Consider the following 16722-nt stretch of genomic DNA (forward strand, 5'->3'; position numbering starts at 1 on the left):
CGCGAATACGCGCCGGCATCATTGCCCAGGGATGGGGTCGAAGGGTGCTTGCGAGCGATTTGGTTTTTGGCCGCGATACTTGGTTGTGTCGTGGCCAATATGTATGTGTGATTGCGTAAAATGATGCACAATCACGCTTACAGTAGTGTCAAAATAACAGCCGGCCTACCGGCGTCGCTGTCCCGCTACCCCAATCGTCATCGTTTGTCGGAAACTCAACCGTTAAGGAATATCACCATGAATAAGACCGCACAAATCGCCTTGGTCGCCCTGCTGTGCGTCAGCGCGGCCGCCTGCACCAAGAAAGCCGTCAAGCCGGTGGCTGAGCAGGCCCCTGTCGACCAAAGTGCTACGACCAGCACTGACAACACCTCTGGCAAGTACCATCAGGGCGATCTCGAGACCGACGCCTGCCTGCGCCAGCGCGTTGTTTACTTTGATTTCAACCAGACCGAGATCAAGCCGGAGTTCCAGCAGATCGTGGCTTGCCACGCCAAGTACCTGCAGGACCGTCCGACCTCGCAGATGCGTCTGGAAGGCAACACCGACGAGCGCGGCACGCGTGAGTACAATCTGGGCCTCGGCGAGCGTCGCGGCAAGGCTGTCTCCGATGCGCTGACGGCAGCCGGCGGTTCGGCCAGCCAGATCAACGTGATCAGCAACGGCAAAGAGAAGCCGGTCTGCCGCGAGCACAATGAGGATTGCTGGAGCAAGAATCGTCGCGTCGAGATCGTCTACACCGCCGAGTAAGCAACTCGTATGAAGAAGCCACTGGCTAACAGTTTTACGGCCAGAATCAGCATGGCGGGCGCGATTGCGTCCGCCATGTTTTTTTCGACGGTGGTAACAGCACAGGATTCGCGTCTGAGTCTTGCGGATCGCGTCACGCAGCTCGAACAGCAAGCGCAGAACAAGGACCAGGGCGGCATCGGCATGGTCAACCAGATGCAGCAACTGCAGGCGCAGGTGCAGCAACTGCAGGGACAGATCGAGGAACTGCAGCACAGCCAGCAGCAACTCGATGACAAGAACAAGGCGCAGTACGGCGATATCGATGCCCGGCTTGGCCGCCTTGAGGCAGGTAATGCGGGTACCGCGGCTTCCAAAGCGCCGGCCGGCAACGCACCTGCTAACGCTCCACCCGCGACACCCCCGAATAATCCGTCAGCGGCTGCACCCGCTGCGCAGGCAAATGCTGCTCCCAATGCAGGGCCCAATACGGCGGCGGCCGATCCCGGCGCGGCCGCTGCTTACGACGTTGCCTTCAAGGCCATTCGTGCCGGCGACTACGTATCGGCCTCGCGAGATTTTCGCGGCTTCATCCAGAAGTATCCGAGCGATGCGCTGACGCCTAACGCCTTTTACTGGCTGGGCGAGTCGTACTACGCGACGATGAATTATCAGGTCGCGCTCGATGCCTTCCAGCATTTGCTGACCCAGTTCCCGCAGAGCGAAAAGGCGCCTGATGCCTTGCTCAAGCTGGGTTACTCCCAGCTGGAGTTGAAACAGATGCCGCAAGCCAAGGCAACGCTGACTTCGGTGGCCAGCAAGTATCCTGGTTCCAAGGCCGCTGGTCTGGCTCAGGAGCGGCTGCGTCAGATTCAGCAGTCGTCGGCCAACTGAGGTTTCGCCCGTGAATAGTGACAGCGCTGGCGCGGTCTCCCCCGCACCGGCTGCGGTGATCCCCGAACGGCTGCGCATCACCGAGATTTTCCACTCGATCCAGGGCGAAGCCGATGCGATTGGCTGGCGCACGGTGTTTATTCGTCTGACCGGCTGTCCGCTGCGCTGTGTCTGGTGCGATACCGAGTATTCGTTTTACGGCGGTGACTGGCATGCGATCGACGATATTCTTGCCGAGGTGGCCAAACACGGCGTCAAGCATGTGTGCGTCACCGGCGGCGAGCCGCTGTCGCAGAAGCGCTGCCTGATCCTGCTGCGTAAACTTTGCGATGCCGGCTACGACGTCTCACTGGAAACGTCGGGTGCCATTGATGTCGCGCCGGTCGACCCGCGCGTCCATAAAGTCATGGATTTGAAAGCGCCTGATTCGGGCGAGAGCACACGCAATTTGTGGTCGAACCTTGATCATCTGCTGCCGCACGACCAGATCAAGATCGTGATCGCCAGTCGCGCCGACTACGAATGGTCGCGTGCGATGCTGGTCGAGCATGCGTTGGCGCAGCGCTGTATGGTGCTGTTTTCGCCGGTGCACGGGGCAGTACAGCCGCGCGAGCTGGCTGAGTGGATTATCGAAGACAAATTGCCGGTGCGATTTCAGATGCAGTTGCACAAGCTGCTGTGGAACGATGCGGCCGGGAAATGAGTGGCCATGTTGCCGCAAGCGACAAGAAAACCCGCGCGCCGGCCTGTGTTGCCGGTGGCGTTCGTGACCGGTGACCGGTCAACTTTGTGTGGAATTTCTCATGTCAGAAAAATCATTACCTAGAGCCGTCGTGCTGGTTTCCGGCGGCATGGATTCGGCCGTTACCATCGCGCTGGCGCGCGAGCAGGGCTATCAGGTACACGCCTTGAGCGTGGCCTATGGGCAGCGTCACAGCTCGGAGCTGGCGGCGTCTGCCCGCGTCTCGACCATGCTCGGCGCAGTCGAACACAAGACGGTGACCGTCGACCTGCGCAGCATTGGCGGCTCGGCCCTCACAGCCGATATCGACGTACCGCTGGATGCCGCCGAGAGCAGCGATATCCCGGTGACCTACGTGCCGGCGCGCAACACCATCATGCTCTCGATCGCACTGGGCTGGGCCGAGGTATTGGGCTCCAGCGACATCTGGTGCGGCGTCAATGCGGTGGACTATTCGGGTTACCCGGACTGTCGCCCCGCGTTTATCGAAGCCTTCGAGACGCTGGCCAATGTGGCCACCAAGGCTGGCGTCGAAGGCGCCGGTATCCGTATCCACGCGCCGCTGATGCGCATGGGCAAGGCCGACATCGCGCGCGAAGGTCAGCGCCTCGGTATCGATTTTTCCGCGACCGTCAGCTGCTACAACGCCGACAGCGAAGGCCGTGCCTGCGGCCACTGCGATGCCTGCCGCTTGCGTGCTCAGGGCTTCCGCGAAGCCGGTTTGCCTGACCCGACTCGCTACGTGTGACGGGTTTGCTTGTGCCGCCGACGCCCAGCACGTAAAATTGCGGGCTGGCTTTTGTTCGTTGGGTCGTTAGCTCAGTTGGTAGAGCAGTAGACTTTTAATCTATTGGTCCCGGGTTCGAATCCCGGACGACCCACCAGAATTTCGAAGCGCCCCCAGGGCGCTTTTTTTTGCGCAAATATGGCGTGCTATCTCTAGCCGCCAGCTGCCCGGCAATCAGTCAATGCGCTTGGCGGGCTGCCGGAAACGCCGGGTCATCCGCTCGATCAGCAACGGCAGCAACGCCAGCACGGCGAGGGCGGCCGAGGGCAACAGCACTTCGCGATGCATGAAGAGATCCATGCTGAAGTTGGCGCTTTGACTGAGCACCGTGCCGATGCCTGCACCGATCGAGGTTTCGAAAATCAGCGTGATCGTACCACCCAGCCAGGTTGCGCCGATAAACAGCCACAACGGGCAGCGCAGCCATGCCAGCCCGACCGTCACTGCGCCAAATGGCAGGATCGGCAGAAAGCGCAAAAACAGCGTGTAACTCACCGGGTGACATTCGAATCCGCGGTGCAGTTTCACCGCGATGGCCGGCGGCTTGCGGCTGCCGGTGCCGAAGGCATAGCGGCTGGCGAGGAAGAGGATCAGCGAGCCCAGCGTCAGAGCGACCGATGAGCACAACGTACCCTCCGGCACGCCGAACGCGAAGCCACCGGCGAGGATCACGATGATCGTGCCGGGAATGCCGGTGCACATCGTCAGCGTCAGCAGGCCGATGAAGACCAGGCGGCTCAGCCACGGGTGCGCAGCGATATGTGCATGTATCTGACTCTGATGCGCGACAAGCTGCTGTGGCGTGAGCCGATCGAGCGCGCCCGAGGCAAACAGCACGATGCCGGCCAGTATCAGCAGGATCAGCGGTAGCGAGGCGCGCAGGCGATTCAATAGACCGTACCGGCTGCGCCGTAGTCGGCGAGAACGTTGCGTGCCTGATCGCGCAGGATGTCGCGGCGCACGGCGATGCCGCGACGTTCCAACTCACCTATCCAGTCGCTCGGCAGCGGACCTTCATCGAACTCGGTGAGTTCCTCGACGTCTTCAGCGCGCGCGCCGATCAGCAGTTCATCGATGCCCGCCCATACCGTGGCGCCATAGCACTGGCAGCATGGTTGTGCGCTGGTGGCCAGTACATAGCGGCCGCCGGCCTGATTGATCCGGTGCAGGCCAAGTCGCTGCTGCGCGACCATCAGCGCCATGATCTCGGCATGCGCAACCGAGCAGCTTTGTGGCACGACCCGATTCACGCCGATGGCAATCAGACGTCCACTCTTGGCATCAAATACGGCGGCGCCGAACGGGCCGCCGCTTTGCTGCGCCACATTGCGCCGCGACAACTCGATCGCCAGGCCTACGCGCTCCTCATCGCTCATGTAGGGTCGTCCGATATCGGCGACATCGCCCATCCAGGGCGGCAAAGTGAGATGGATTTGCAATGGCAGCATCTGCGTTCCCTCCGTCTACTGGCCAGCCTGCCTCGCCCATGTGTCGCGCAGTGTGACGGTGCGGTTGAATACCGGTTTCGCTGGCTGGTGATCGACGCGGTCGGCGACGAAATAACCGAGTCGCTCGAACTGGAACCGCTGCTCCGGCGCCACATCTGCCGCGGCAGGCTCCAGCCACGCCTGCACGACGCGCTTGGCCTGCGGGTTGACGTGTTCGAGCCATGTCTTGCCATCCTCTTCGTTCTCGGGCGCAGACACGTTGAACTGGCGATCGTAGAGACGCACCTCGGTAGCGACGGCGTGCTTCGCGCTCACCCAGTGAATCGTGCCCTTTACCTTGCGGTCGGCGCCCGGCATGCCATGGCGTGTTTCCGGATCGAGCGTGCAGCGCAGCTCCGTCACGTTGCCATTGGCGTCCTTGATCGTCTGCTCGCACTTGATGATGCCGACGCCGCGCAGGCGAACTTCGCCATCGGGCTTGAGGCGATGAAAGCCCTTTGGCGGAATCTCGGCGAAATCCTCACGCTCGATCCACAGCTCGGGCGCAAACGGCACGTCGCGCTGGCCGAAGCTGTCGTCCTTTGGGTGGTTGGCGAACCGCAGCGTTTCTTCGTGATCGGCCGAAAGATTGGTGATCACCAACTTAAGCGGATCGAGCACGGCCATGCGGCGTGCCGCAGTGACATCCAGATCTTCACGGATGCAGTTTTCGAGGATCGCGTAATCGATCACGCTGTTCTGCTTGCTCACGCCCACGCGTTCGATCAACAGACGCAGCCCGGCCGGCGTGAAGCCGCGCCGGCGCAAACCGCGCAGCGTGTTCATGCGTGGATCGTCCCAGCCATCGACGAAATTTTCGGCGACCAGCTGCGCCAGCTTGCGCTTGCTGGTGATGCAGTAGCTGAGGTTGAGGCGCGAGAACTCGATCTGCCGCGGCTTGGCCGGATGCGTACGCACGCCGGCATCGAGCAGCGACTTCCACAACTCGGGATAATTTGGCAGATCGACTTTGTCGACAAACCAGTCGTACAGTGGCCGGTGATCTTCGAACTCCAGCGTGCACAGTGAGTGCGTGATGCCTTCCAGCGCATCGGACAGGCAGTGCGCGTAGTCGTACATCGGGTAGATCGGCCATGCGTCACCGGTGTTCTGGTGGGTGATCTTGCGGATGCGGTAGATCGCCGGGTCGCGCATGTTCATGTTACCCGCGCTCATGTCGATCTTCGCGCGCAGTGTCTTGCTGCCGTCGGCGAATTCGCCGACGCGCATGCGGCGGAACAGGTCGAGGTTTTCCTCCACGCTGCGCGATCGATGCGGTGAATTGCGCCCGGCCGTCGTCAACGTGCCGCGGTACTCGCGCATTTCCTCGGCGTTGAGGTCGTCGACGTACGCGTTACCGTCCTCGACGAGTTTCAGTGCCGAGCGGTACATCACCTCGAAATAATCTGACGCGTGGCGCAGGTCATGCCATTCGAAGCCGAGCCAGCGCACGTCGTCCTTGATGCCTTCGACAAACTCCGGGTCTTCCTTGCCGGGATTGGTGTCGTCCAGACGCAGGTTGCACCAGCCGCTGAATTCGCCAGCAATGCCGAAATTCAGGCAGATCGCCTTGGCGTGGCCGATGTGCAGATAACCGTTCGGCTCCGGCGGGAAGCGCGTGTGGATCGCGCGGTGCTTGCCCGCGTTGAGGTCATCGCGCACGATCTGCCGGATGAAATTCTGCTGCACGACCTGCTGCCCGTTTGACGCGGCCGGAATGACAGGTTCGACGGTAAGGTTTTCGGTCGACATCGTGCAAAAACTCGTGTGCGGTAGCGGAAACGTATCAGTTTACCTTGTCACCGCTGCCGGGCGCAGAAAGCTTGCCAGGTGGCCGAATTCAAGGCACGGCTTGCCGATCGACGGTACGAGGGTTAGCGTGCAGGGTATGCAAACCATTTATCGTGCGGACAACCTGTTTGATGCCCATCTGGTGAAAGATGCGCTGGAGGCTGAGGGTATCCCGGCCTTTATCTCCGGCGAATACCTCACGGGCGCGGTCGGCCAGTTGCCGGCAATGGATTTCATTGCCGTGATGGTGCCCGAGTCCAGCCTGCCTGCCGCCAGCGGCATCGTTCAATCAGTAGAGGTGCAGCTCAGCGAGGCGCGGCTGGCGATCAAGGAGCAAAGTGACGCGCCGGACGACCCGCTGGCCGTTTTCTGCTGATAGCGCTGGCTGACCACGAATCGCCCTGAATACCATGCAAAGCTACCGGCTTGCTGTGACGAGAAAGTTGCCGTGAAAGATTTTGCCAAACTGATCCGCGCCGTTGCTGACTTTCCCATGCCCGGCGTCACCTTCCGCGACGTGACTCCATTGCTGGCCGACGCCGAAGCATTTGGCCACTGTATCGATGCGCTGGCCGAACCGTGGCAAAGCCAGCGCGTGCAGGCGGTATGTGGCATCGAGGCGCGTGGCTTCATCTTCGGCGTGGCGCTGGCGCAGAAGCTGCATGTTGGCTTCGTGCCGTTGCGCAAACCCGGCAAGCTGCCGCCGCCCGTGGTTGGCGTTGAGTACCAGCTTGAATACGGCAGCGATCGACTCGAAGCAAGCAGCGATACGCTCCAACCCGGACAGCGTGTACTCATCGTGGATGATGTGCTGGCCACTGGCGGCACGCTGGCGGCGGCGTGTGCTCTGGTCGACAAGCTCGGTGGCCAAGTGGCTGGCGCCGGCGTGCTGATCGAACTCGATGCGCTCAACGGACGAAGCCGCTGGCCAGTTGGCTTGCTGCTGCATAGTCTGGTGCGCTACTGAGATTTGATGAGCTGATCTTGGGTGATCGAGTTCCCGTCGATAGTTATCTTCTGTTCGTCCAGTGCTGAGCAGCCTGCCAAGCGCCTAGGTATTGCAGTGCTGATTAAGATGGTAATCAGTGTCGGATTGGCCCGCCATTGGAGGGCACGACCTGGAAGCTCGCCATACTTGCTTGTATGGTCAGTCAATACGCAGCGGTGTGTCGAAAATTCAGGTCATGTCGTTGGTGGAAACATTGAAACGTTCCGATGATCGCCGAATCCCGCCAGGCGACAGGAATGTCGCCGCACTTGATGGCGTGTTTCCTTACTGCAATGCGGAATCGTCAACCGGGGTTTTCGGAAACGTGCCATGCACGCTAGACTCAGTATCTGCTTGGATTGAATTGGGAACAGATCATCGATACGGAGATGCTCGACCCAGACAATTACTCAAGAGCGTGCGCATGATCAAAGTCATTGGGTTGCTCAGTCGACTGGGTCAGCGGATGACACTCGGGCTTCTCCCTGAGACCCTGGTGTCGTTTCTTGTTGTGGGCGCTATGGGCGTGGTGGTTCACATTACTGTCCTGAAAGTAGTGATCACGCTGCTGACGAACAGATTTGTCTACGCGAACCTTGCGGCTATGCTCTTTGCGGCGACGTTCAATTTTTTCGTGAACAACGAATCGACGTTCAGCCAAACAACGCTCGTCGGGCGCAGGGTTCTTCTGGGATACGTGGTCTACATGGGCATCACTGGCCTGGGGTTGATGCTGAGCTTGTTTATTTCGACCCATCTGTATAACCGACACGGTATGCCTGTCCCGGCTGCACTCGCTGGAATCATCGCCGGTGCGTTCTGGAATTACGGCATGTCGTATACGTTTGTATGGAAATTGCTATCCCGTACCTCCGGCAGAAATTCCTCTGCCGCAACGGTAGCCGACGGGGATTAAGTGATGCACTGCTTCCCTTGGTGAAATGGACGATATGCCTAAGACTCTTGTTTTCTTCGCGACATACAACGAGGCGGGAAACGTGGCGCAACTGCTGGCGTCCATTGCCGAGTTTGCGCCGAATTCAGATGTGCTCGTCGTTGATGACAACAGTCCAGACCGGACCGTTGAAATCATGCGGTCAATGGAAATGCAGCGTCTGGTTACGCTTGTTCGCAAGGAAAAGCTTGGTCTGGGAACGGCGCATATTCTCGCGATTTCTTATGCACAGTTCCATGGCTATGATGTCCTGGTAACAATGGACGGCGACATGTCACATGACCCCAGCTACCTGCCGGCGATGTTTGCCGGGATAAATGAGGGAGCCGACGTTGTCATTGGGTCGCGTTACATGCGCGGAGGGTCATGTGACTACACGGGTTATCGACGCTACGTGAGCAAGCTTGGCAATGTTGGAGCGAGGTGGTTGCTTGGGATCAAGTTGCACGAATTCACGACTTCATTCAGAGCCTTCAGGATGTCGTCGATGTCGCGCATTAATCGCGGCAACCTGCTTGTAGGCGGCTATTCGTTTTTCATGATGATGATTGCCGAGGCGGCGTCGCGGGGATTGTGCATCAAGGAGATACCGATCCATTTTCGCGAGCGCGGGTATGGTGTGTCGAAAATTCCACCGCTTGAGATATTTCGCGGTATAGCCAATCTGGGGAGGTTGGCTATACGTCGCGTGGTTTCAGCGCGCCCGGGGGAGTTATTTTCGTCGCCGACGAAGCCATGTGTGATCTGCGGCAATGCCTATTCGTTCATCGAGATTGGTGAGGTGAAATCTGCCGATCGTGCCTCCGTTGCAGGCGTATGCGTTTTTTGTGGGTCGAGTGCTTAATGAATCACTTGGGGATATTCAAAGAGACTGCGGAAATACCTTCGCCCACGGCCCTTTTACATAATCGGTGTGATGTGGCCTTTCTCATTGCTGTGGCTATCCTGGCTGGTTTGACGTTTCCTTTGACCAATATTCTCGCCGGTACGCAGGATGCGGACGGCGTCATTACAGCGCTCATATCGACGCAGAAGCTAACCTGGTATTTCTGGGGGCAAGATCGTTTCCTGAATTTCATTCCGGCGTTGGCCATATCGATCGTCGACGTGGAGTGGAATCTTCGCTTTCAGATCTTTTTGCGTACCTTTTTTGCTTTTCTGGCGCCGTCTGGCGTGCTTTACTTTTTCAGTCAGTCGGTCAAATTTCTCACGTTTTGCGTAGTGCTCACCAACTGCCTGCTTGTGCTGACGCTCGGCTCCAATGCGGTGTTCAATCTTTACGTCGTGCATAACCCGTTTGGGACATCGCTGGTCCTTTTCGTGCTCTCATTGGTACTGTCGCGCCGTGGTCAGAGGCAGATCGTCTGGCAAATGGCAGCTCTGGCGATTGGGTTTCTGGCCTATGCCACCAACATGGCATTGTTGGTGATTGCTTTGCCGCTGATTGCAACTGGTTTTTGTTTTTCATTGCTGCCGCGTACGCAACTGCTACGTTTTTTCATCATCAATCTTTTGTGTATCGCGCTCGCCTATCTGCATTCTCGGCTCTACGGCATCGGTGCCACACCCGCTGGAGCGAGCTTTTCGTGGCAGTCCATTCGCTCTGGCTACGCTGCGGTGGCTTACAACGTATCCGTTGGTGGATGGGGCATCGTTGCTCTTGCAGCTATCTCGTGCGGTGTCTACTCATCGAAGCGCGACTGACTTGTTTCTGTCCTGATTGTATTCGGCTGTGCGGTATTGATAGGCGTTCTTTCCTGCTCTGTCTGGGTGCAGTTGAAGGGATACAACATCCGCTATTTCCTGACATTTTTGCTCGTTGGCATGGCTTGCTTCAGCTATTTGCTGTGCCGGGCGGCGAGCCGTGTCCTGCTGGACCAGAGATTCGCTTTTGGCGTGTTGGTCATTGTGCTCGCCGTAACCTGGTTCGTTGGTCTGCACGGGCTTTCGCGCTCCTACACGGAATTGGTCTGTCCACCATTTCGCGGTTTTGCCAGCGATGTAGCCAGCACGGCGATCGACAACAGAGCGCAGCTGCTTATCGGCGATTACTGGCAGGTATGGCCTGTCGTGTTTGAAGCACACGCCCAGAACGACAATCACAGGAGCGACCAGTTGCCGGTATATGGCGCTGCATATCGTGGAGATGTTCTCAGGGAACGTATTCTGCGGCTTTCACGGCGAAAGCACGGAATTCAGGCGCTATGCCTGCTGGATAGCGTCGATGCATGTAGTCGTACTGGAGCCGAAGCACTTCACACCGCAATGAGTGTGTTACCAGGGTCTGTACGAGCTGTGACGGTTGCCAGCAGACGCATGCTTTTGATGACAGTGATGCTCGAGCCTGCTGCCAGCGACCGGTAAGTTGGCCAAGCTGGTGCGGCAGAAGTGTTGGGCTGTCACTTTGCGATCATCAGACTTTCGACATAAACCAGCTCACAGGCGCCAGCACCGACATCGTCCCGTGTCATCGACGTTTTCCAGTGCCAGCCGCCCGGACGGCTGGCATCGACGAGAAAGCCTTCGAAGTGCACGACCTGGCCGACGCGAACCTGCTCGAGTTCGCGTTTGACGCCCGCGTCGGCGGGGATCATGTGCATGTTGGCGCTGGAGGTTTCGATTTCGCGGCGGGGAATCGGAAACTGGTGGACGTGCCAGTAGTAGAAGCGGTCGGATTGGGTGATCTTGATGCTGGCCAGCACCGAGCTGTCGGACATGCGACCCCAGCCGAGTGCGAGATCTTCCGGAATCAACTTTGCATCGGCGTCCCATGAATAATCTTCACGCGAAAGCACGCGTGCGGTGACAACAAAATGTGCACGGGTCGTGAGCGTGACATCGCCTTGCTGCAGAACCGGTGCGGCGGTTCCGAGGTTGTCCTGCTGCGGCGTGTCCGGTGCCAGTATGCCGGGTGGTTGCGTCACGGCGCGATGCCGCCAATGGGACAGTGCGCCCCAGCCGATCAGCAGCGCGAGCAGGGCGATCAGTACGCGACGCATGGTCTCGGCCTTGTGTGTGCTGAAATGGTGGAGTGGCTGAACTGCTCCGGTGAGTTCCCGGAGACTTCAAGTGATCGTCGTCGCGTCCCGATAAATCAGCTCTTGGCCAGCTTCGCCCGTCTGGCCCGCTCGATGCCCGGCACGAACAGATCTGCCGGCAACTCGTGGAACACCTGGGCCACCCGTTTGAGAAAGGTGTTCATCGATGCGCTCTTGCGCCACACCATGGCGATGCGCCGGCTTGGCGGGTGGCCGGCGAATTCGATCAAGTGAACGTTGTCGGTGCGCGCCATCGGCGGCTTGGTCGCCAGCGTGGGTAGCAGGGTGATGCCTACATTGGCAGCAACCATCTGCCGCAGAGTTTCCAGGCTGGTGGCGCGGAAGCCGGTTTTCTCGCCTGCGCCAGCCAGCTGACACACTTCCAGCGCCTGATCGCGCAGGCAGTGGCCGTCTTCCAGCAGCAGCAATCGCTCGGCGGCGAGGTCGGACAGCTTGAGCTTGCCCTTCTGTTTCACCAGCGCGTGATTGTTGGGTACGGCCAGCACGAAGGGCTCCTCGAACAGGAACTCGGAATGCAGCGAATCCTCATGCAGCGGCAGCGCCAGAATGCCGGCATCGAGCGAACCGTCGCGCAGCATGTGAATGATGTCTTCCGTCTTGCCTTCGGTCAGCAGCAGCTCCAGCCGGGGAAAGCGGTCGCGCATTAACGGGATCACATGCGGCAACAGGTACGGTCCAAGGGTGGGGAAGATGCCCAGCCGCAGCGTGCCGGCTTCCGGGTCACGAGTGCGCTGGGCCGTGGCCTTGATCTCGTCGACCTCGGCCAGCACCATACGCGCGCGGCGGGCTATCTCGCGACCGGTTTCGGTGAGCAGCACTTTGCGCGGCATGCGTTCGACCAACGTGACGCCAAGCTCGTCTTCCAGCTTCTTGATCTGTGTCGACAACGTGGGCTGGCTGACGAAGCTGGCTTCGGCGGCGCGACCGAAGTGGCGATGTTCGGCCAGGGCAACGAGGTAGTGCAGATCACGCAGATTCATGGGCGATGTCAATTGCCTTGATAGTCAGTGCCTATGATTGTGATGTAAACCATCAATTTGAACAATGTGGGCTGGTTTCGTACGATGCTGCATCGCGACATGCCGTAAACGGGCTTCTTGCTCATATTTCTCTCGCCCATTTTGCAGGGCGTCAATCTGCCACACCCTATTCATCGGAGAAAAACCATGCTGACCATCGGCGACAAGTTCCCGCAGTTCAACCTCCTCGCGACCGTTTCCACCGAAAGCGTCGAGAAGGCGTTCGCCCCGATCGACAATGGCACCTACAAGGGCAAGTGGCTGTTGGTGTTCTTCTACCCGAAGGACTTCACCTTCGTCTGCCCGACTGAGATCAAGGGCTTTGGCGACTTGAACGGCCAGTTCGCTGATCGCGATTGCCAGGTGCTGGCTGCCAGCACGGACAGCGAGTTCGTGCATCTGGCCTGGCGCAAGGATCACAAGGATCTGCGCGACCTGCCGTTCCCGATGCTGGCCGACATCAAGAAAGACCTGACCTCGGCACTGGGCATCCTGGGCGACGACGGCGTCGCCCAGCGCGCCACGTTCCTGGTCGATCCGGACGGCATCATCCGCTTCGTCTACGTCACCGACGGTTCGGTTGGCCGGAACCCGCAGGAAGTGCTGCGCGTGTTGGACGCCCTGCAGACCGACGAACTGTGCCCATGCAACTGGAGCAAGGGTGAAGAGACCCTGCAGGTTGCCTGATCGCTTGATAGCCGGTATCTGACTGTTCGCTCTACCCCTGGCGTCAGAGTTTGTCCCTCCCCCCGCTGACGCGAGGGTTTTAAACCACCGGCGGCGAGGCTCGCTTCGCCGCCGGATTTTTTTGCCCTGAATTTTTATTTCTTCCCGAAATTTTACTGAGGTGTTCCATGAGTCTTGCCGATCTGAAAAGCCAGTTGCCCGACTATGCCAAGGACCTGCGTCTCAACCTCGAGTCCGTGCTGACCGAGGGCGGTGCGCCCGGCCTGACCCAGAAGCAGATCGCGGTGATCGCGCTCGCGTCGGCGATTGCTTCGCGCTACAAACCGCTCACCGCGGCCGTCAACGAACTGGCTGCGCAGCACGCCAGCGAAGACGAGTTGAAAGGTGCCCGCGTCGCGGCGTCGATCATGGGCATGAACAACATCTATTACCGTTTCATCCACTTGGTGGGCGACGCCGAATACGGCACGCTGCGCGCCGGCTTGCGCATGAATGCCATGGCCAACCCCGGTGGTGACAAAGTCGACTTTGAACTGGCGTCGCTGGCGGTGTCGGCGGTCAACGGTTGCGGCATGTGCCTGGAGTCGCACGAGAAGACCCTGCGCAAGCACGGTCTGTCGGCGCAGCCGATCCAGAGTGCGGCACGCATCGCTGCGGTGATCCATGCCGTGGCCGTGGCGCTGGAGCAGGCGGACGTGGCGGGCTGATTTCGCCACAAGCACGTCGTGTTGATTGATGCAAAGTGAGCCCCGGTCAGCGATGGCCGGGTTTTTTTGCGCGCGGGAATCAGCCGGGCCATGCCTTCTGGCACTGTGTCGAAAGTCATGTGCCACTTAGCGTGGGCGGTCATCACTTCGGTAACGGGAATCCTCATGCGTCGTTTTGTTCGTCCTCTTTTGCTGACTGCGCTGGCCTGCTGCTGCGGTGCTGCGTTTGCTGCCACGGCTGATCAAGTGCCGCAGGGCCGGTTGCCGCTCTGGGCGGTTCCGCAGTCCTACGCGCTGTCGTTCAAGGTCGATCCGGCACAGGACGATTTCTCCGGCACCACCACGATCAAGGTCAAGCTCAGCAAGGCATCCGATCATCTTTGGCTGGACGGCAGCGAGCTGAAGGTATCGAAGGTGGCCATCATCGACGCCGCTGGCACGGCGCATGTGGGTACTTACACTTCGGCGGACCCGAAAGCCGGTGTGGTGCGCGTGGATTTCGGCAGCACGCTGAAGCCGCAGATGCTGACGCTGGCTTTTGAATACACCGCGCCGCTCAACGCGCAACTGCAGGGCCTGTACAAGGTATCGGCGAAGGGGCAGCCCTACGCGATGACGCAGATGGAACCGATCAGCGCGCGCTTTGCGTTTCCGGGTTTCGACGAACCGGGCTTCAAGACGCCGTTCACGATCAGCCTGACCATTCCCGAAAAAGACACCGCCGTTGCCAACACTCGGCAAGTGAAAGAGACGCCAGCTGGTGACGGCTGGAAGACGCTGGAGTTTGCGCAAACGCTGCCGCTGCCGACCTACCTGGTCGCCTTTGGCGTGGGGCCGTGGAGCATTGCCACCGCGCCGGACATTTCGCCGGATGCTTATCGCACCACGCCGTTGCCACTGCGTGGCATTGCCTCGGCCGGCGAAGCCCATCGCATGCAGCACGTGCTGGGCGAAACCCCAAGCATTATCCATGCGCTGGAAAACTACTACGGCTTCGGCTATCCGTGGGACAAGCTCGATGTGCTGGCGGCACCGGATTTCTCCGCTGGGGCGATGGAGAACGCGGGTCTGGTGACCTTCCGCGACTGGTTGCTGCTGCTCGATGAGGACTCACCGGCGCGCAACGTGCGTGGCTCGTTCAACGTCACCGCGCATGAGCTGGCGCATCAGTGGACCGGTGACACGGTGACGCTGGAATGGTGGAACGACATCTGGCTCAACGAGGCGTTCGCCACCTGGATGCAGCAGAAGGTGACCGAGCAGGTGCATCCGGAATATCGCGCCGATCTCGATCGCGTCACCGGCGCGCAAGGCGCGATGAGCAACGACAGTCTGGTCAGCGCGCGCAAGATCCGTCAGCCAATCACCGGCAATGGCGATATCGAAACCGCATTCGACGGCATCACCTACAAGAAGGGTGCCAGCGTCATCGGCATGTTCGAGAATTACGTCGGCGAAAAGACCTTCCAGAAAGGCATGCAGGCGTACATCCAGAAGCACAAGTTCGGCAACGCCGTGGCCGATGACCTGGTCTCGTCGATTGCCACCGCGGCCGGCAAGGGCAACGACTTCAAGCACGCGTTCAATAGCTTCCTCGATCAGTCGGGCGTGCCGTATGTGCAGACGTCACTGGAACAGAAGGATGGCAAGACCGTGCTGCATCTGAGCCAGAGCCGTTTCCTGCCGGTCGGCAGCACCGGCGACAGCAAGCGCATCTGGGGTATTCCGGTGTGCGTGCGTTATGGCACGGCCGCCAACGGCAAAGATAAAGCACAGTCCAGCAAGGTCAACTGCGAGGTACTCGACAAAGCCACCGGCTCGATGGTGCTGGCCGGGGTCAGCCAGTCAACGTGGATCATGCCCAATGCCAACGCCAGCGGTTACTACCGTTTCAGCCTCGGCAAGAAGGAGCTGGGCGATCTGACTGCACACGTTGGCCTGCTCAGCGACGCCGAGCAGCTGGCTTATGCCGATGCCATCGATGCGAGCTTCCGGCACGGTGACATCGACGCTGGTGATGCGCTGGTCGCACTGAAGCCGCTGACATCATCGAAGATTCTGGTGGTCGCTACCGCACCACTCGATCAAATTGAGTGGATCTATCACAACGAGGCCGTCACCGACGCGCAGCGCAGCAAGCTTGCCGAATGGGTGAGGGACGCTTACCTGCCGCGTCTGCAGCAGCTCGGCTACCAGCGCAAGGACGGTGAATCCGGTGACGATGCGCTGCTGCGCAGTGAGCTTGCCGGTGCGCTTGGCCTGCAGTACAAGCTGCCTGAAGTACGTGCCGAGCTGCTCAAGCAAGGCGAGGCGGCACTCAAGCGCCAACCAGATGGACGTCTGAACCTCTCCGTTGCCGATCCCGATCTGCTGGGAGACGCGCTGGGTGTAGCCGCGCAGGAGCAGGGCAAGCCGGTGGTCGACGCGCTGATCGCCGAACTGCCACAGACCAGCGATGCCGCGCTGCGCAACAGCATGCTGGCGGGTCTGGCCAGTGTGGAAGATCCCGCATTGACCAACGAGGTGCGTGACTTCGCCCTCAGCAAGCCGGTCAAGGTGGGCGAGATGGCATCGCTGGTGCGTGGAGGTCGTGATACACAGGCGCAGCGCGATGCGTTGTGGTCCTGGTTTACTGCACATTACACGCAGATTTTGGCACGCACGGGCAGCTTCGCCGGTGGTTATCTGCCGCATTTTGCCGCCGGTGGTGGTTGTTCGGCTGCCGAGGTCGATCGCGTGCAGGCGTTCTTCAAGCCACGCCTGAAAGATGCGGATGGTGTCGATCGCGGTCTGGCGCAGACCAGCGAATCGATCCAGCTCTGCAGCGCACTGAAGGCCAAGCAGGATCCGGCATCGATTCTGCGTTGAGTGCCTTGA

18 protein-coding genes and 1 tRNA gene are annotated in these 16722 nt (G+C 59.8%); 14 read left to right on the top strand and 5 right to left on the bottom strand.

Annotated features, from left to right (window positions below):
* The first annotated feature begins 237 nt into the window (after positions 1 to 237).
* The 5 genes from pal (at position 238) to HDE79_RS04805 (ending at position 3249) form a co-directional block, all read left to right on the top strand.
* Positions 238 to 750 (top strand): peptidoglycan-associated lipoprotein Pal, encoded by a 513-nt coding sequence (gene pal, locus HDE79_RS04785; RefSeq protein ID WP_184600741.1) that lies wholly within the window; start codon positions 238 to 240, stop codon positions 748 to 750.
* Between the two features lie 9 nt (positions 751 to 759).
* On the top strand, positions 760 to 1623 hold the full coding sequence (gene ybgF, locus HDE79_RS04790) for a tol-pal system protein YbgF (protein WP_255488242.1): 864 nt from the start codon (positions 760 to 762) through the stop codon (positions 1621 to 1623).
* A gap of 10 nt (positions 1624 to 1633) precedes the next feature.
* Complete coding sequence (gene queE / locus HDE79_RS04795; RefSeq protein WP_343205904.1) at positions 1634 to 2326, top strand: 7-carboxy-7-deazaguanine synthase QueE; 693 nt, start codon at positions 1634 to 1636, stop codon at positions 2324 to 2326.
* A gap of 100 nt (positions 2327 to 2426) precedes the next feature.
* Positions 2427 to 3113 carry a 7-cyano-7-deazaguanine synthase QueC gene (gene queC / locus HDE79_RS04800; protein ID WP_184600742.1) on the top strand — a complete coding sequence of 229 codons (687 nt, stop codon included), beginning with the start codon at positions 2427 to 2429 and terminating at the stop codon, positions 3111 to 3113.
* Positions 3114 to 3173: 60 nt separating this feature from the next.
* Positions 3174 to 3249: transfer RNA gene (locus HDE79_RS04805), tRNA-Lys, on the top strand.
* A 77-nt stretch (positions 3250 to 3326) separates the two neighbouring features.
* On the opposite strand, the gene HDE79_RS04810 is transcribed toward HDE79_RS04805, so the two are convergent.
* From HDE79_RS04810 to HDE79_RS04820, 3 genes are read right to left on the bottom strand one after another with little or no spacing between them, the layout of a single operon-like run.
* Entirely contained in the window at positions 3327 to 4043 is a 717-nt protein-coding gene (locus tag HDE79_RS04810; protein ID WP_184600743.1) for a VTT domain-containing protein, read from the bottom strand.
* The gene (locus HDE79_RS04815) at positions 4040 to 4600 is read right to left on the bottom strand and encodes a nucleoside deaminase (RefSeq protein WP_184600744.1); all 561 of its coding nucleotides are present in this window, start codon (positions 4598 to 4600) and stop codon (positions 4040 to 4042) included. Before HDE79_RS04815 ends, HDE79_RS04810 begins: the two co-directional genes overlap by 4 nt.
* A gap of 15 nt (positions 4601 to 4615) precedes the next feature.
* The gene (locus HDE79_RS04820; RefSeq protein ID WP_184600745.1) at positions 4616 to 6391 is read right to left on the bottom strand and encodes a glutamine--tRNA ligase/YqeY domain fusion protein; all 1776 of its coding nucleotides are present in this window, start codon (positions 6389 to 6391) and stop codon (positions 4616 to 4618) included.
* 136 nt (positions 6392 to 6527) lie between these two features.
* Here HDE79_RS04820 and HDE79_RS04825 point away from each other — a divergent pair, with 136 nt between their 5' ends.
* From HDE79_RS04825 to HDE79_RS04850, 6 genes are all read left to right on the top strand, one after another.
* On the top strand, positions 6528 to 6806 hold the full coding sequence (locus tag HDE79_RS04825) for a DUF2007 domain-containing protein (RefSeq protein ID WP_184600746.1): 279 nt from the start codon (positions 6528 to 6530) through the stop codon (positions 6804 to 6806).
* Between the two features lie 72 nt (positions 6807 to 6878).
* Positions 6879 to 7397: an adenine phosphoribosyltransferase gene (locus HDE79_RS04830; RefSeq protein ID WP_184600747.1), complete on the top strand. Its 519-nt coding sequence runs from the start codon at positions 6879 to 6881 to the stop codon at positions 7395 to 7397.
* Between the two features lie 445 nt (positions 7398 to 7842).
* Complete coding sequence (locus HDE79_RS04835) at positions 7843 to 8334, top strand: GtrA family protein (RefSeq protein WP_221440005.1); 492 nt, start codon at positions 7843 to 7845, stop codon at positions 8332 to 8334.
* Positions 8335 to 8368: 34 nt separating this feature from the next.
* Positions 8369 to 9217 carry a polyprenol monophosphomannose synthase gene (locus HDE79_RS04840; RefSeq protein ID WP_184600748.1) on the top strand — a complete coding sequence of 283 codons (849 nt, stop codon included), beginning with the start codon at positions 8369 to 8371 and terminating at the stop codon, positions 9215 to 9217.
* Positions 9217 to 10077, top strand: coding sequence for a hypothetical protein (locus HDE79_RS04845; RefSeq protein ID WP_184600749.1), 861 nt, complete (start codon positions 9217 to 9219; stop codon positions 10075 to 10077). Before HDE79_RS04840 ends, HDE79_RS04845 begins: the two co-directional genes overlap by 1 nt.
* Positions 10078 to 10149: 72 nt before the next feature.
* On the top strand, positions 10150 to 10737 hold the full coding sequence (locus HDE79_RS04850) for a hypothetical protein (RefSeq protein WP_184600750.1): 588 nt from the start codon (positions 10150 to 10152) through the stop codon (positions 10735 to 10737).
* Between the two features lie 35 nt (positions 10738 to 10772).
* Here HDE79_RS04850 and HDE79_RS04855 read toward each other — a convergent pair whose 3' ends face one another.
* Together HDE79_RS04855 and HDE79_RS04860 are read right to left on the bottom strand one after the other, a co-directional pair.
* Positions 10773 to 11372, bottom strand: a complete 600-nt coding sequence (locus tag HDE79_RS04855) for a hypothetical protein (RefSeq protein ID WP_184600751.1) — start codon at positions 11370 to 11372, stop codon at positions 10773 to 10775.
* 95 nt (positions 11373 to 11467) lie between these two features.
* Positions 11468 to 12412 carry a LysR substrate-binding domain-containing protein gene (locus tag HDE79_RS04860; protein ID WP_184600752.1) on the bottom strand — a complete coding sequence of 315 codons (945 nt, stop codon included), beginning with the start codon at positions 12410 to 12412 and terminating at the stop codon, positions 11468 to 11470.
* A 186-nt stretch (positions 12413 to 12598) separates the two neighbouring features.
* On the opposite strand from HDE79_RS04860, the gene HDE79_RS04865 reads away from it, so the two are divergent.
* The 3 genes from HDE79_RS04865 (at position 12599) to HDE79_RS04875 (ending at position 16713) form a co-directional block, all read left to right on the top strand.
* The gene (locus HDE79_RS04865; protein ID WP_184600753.1) at positions 12599 to 13138 is read left to right on the top strand and encodes a peroxiredoxin; all 540 of its coding nucleotides are present in this window, start codon (positions 12599 to 12601) and stop codon (positions 13136 to 13138) included.
* Between the two features lie 167 nt (positions 13139 to 13305).
* Positions 13306 to 13845 (top strand): carboxymuconolactone decarboxylase family protein, encoded by a 540-nt coding sequence (locus HDE79_RS04870; RefSeq protein WP_184600754.1) that lies wholly within the window; start codon positions 13306 to 13308, stop codon positions 13843 to 13845.
* 165 nt (positions 13846 to 14010) lie between these two features.
* Positions 14011 to 16713, top strand: a complete 2703-nt coding sequence (locus HDE79_RS04875) for a M1 family metallopeptidase (RefSeq protein WP_184600755.1) — start codon at positions 14011 to 14013, stop codon at positions 16711 to 16713.
* Positions 16714 to 16722: the final 9 nt, after the last annotated feature.

The organism is Rhodanobacter sp. MP1X3, from assembly GCF_014207165.1.
Lineage (GTDB): Bacteria > Pseudomonadota > Gammaproteobacteria > Xanthomonadales > Rhodanobacteraceae > Rhodanobacter.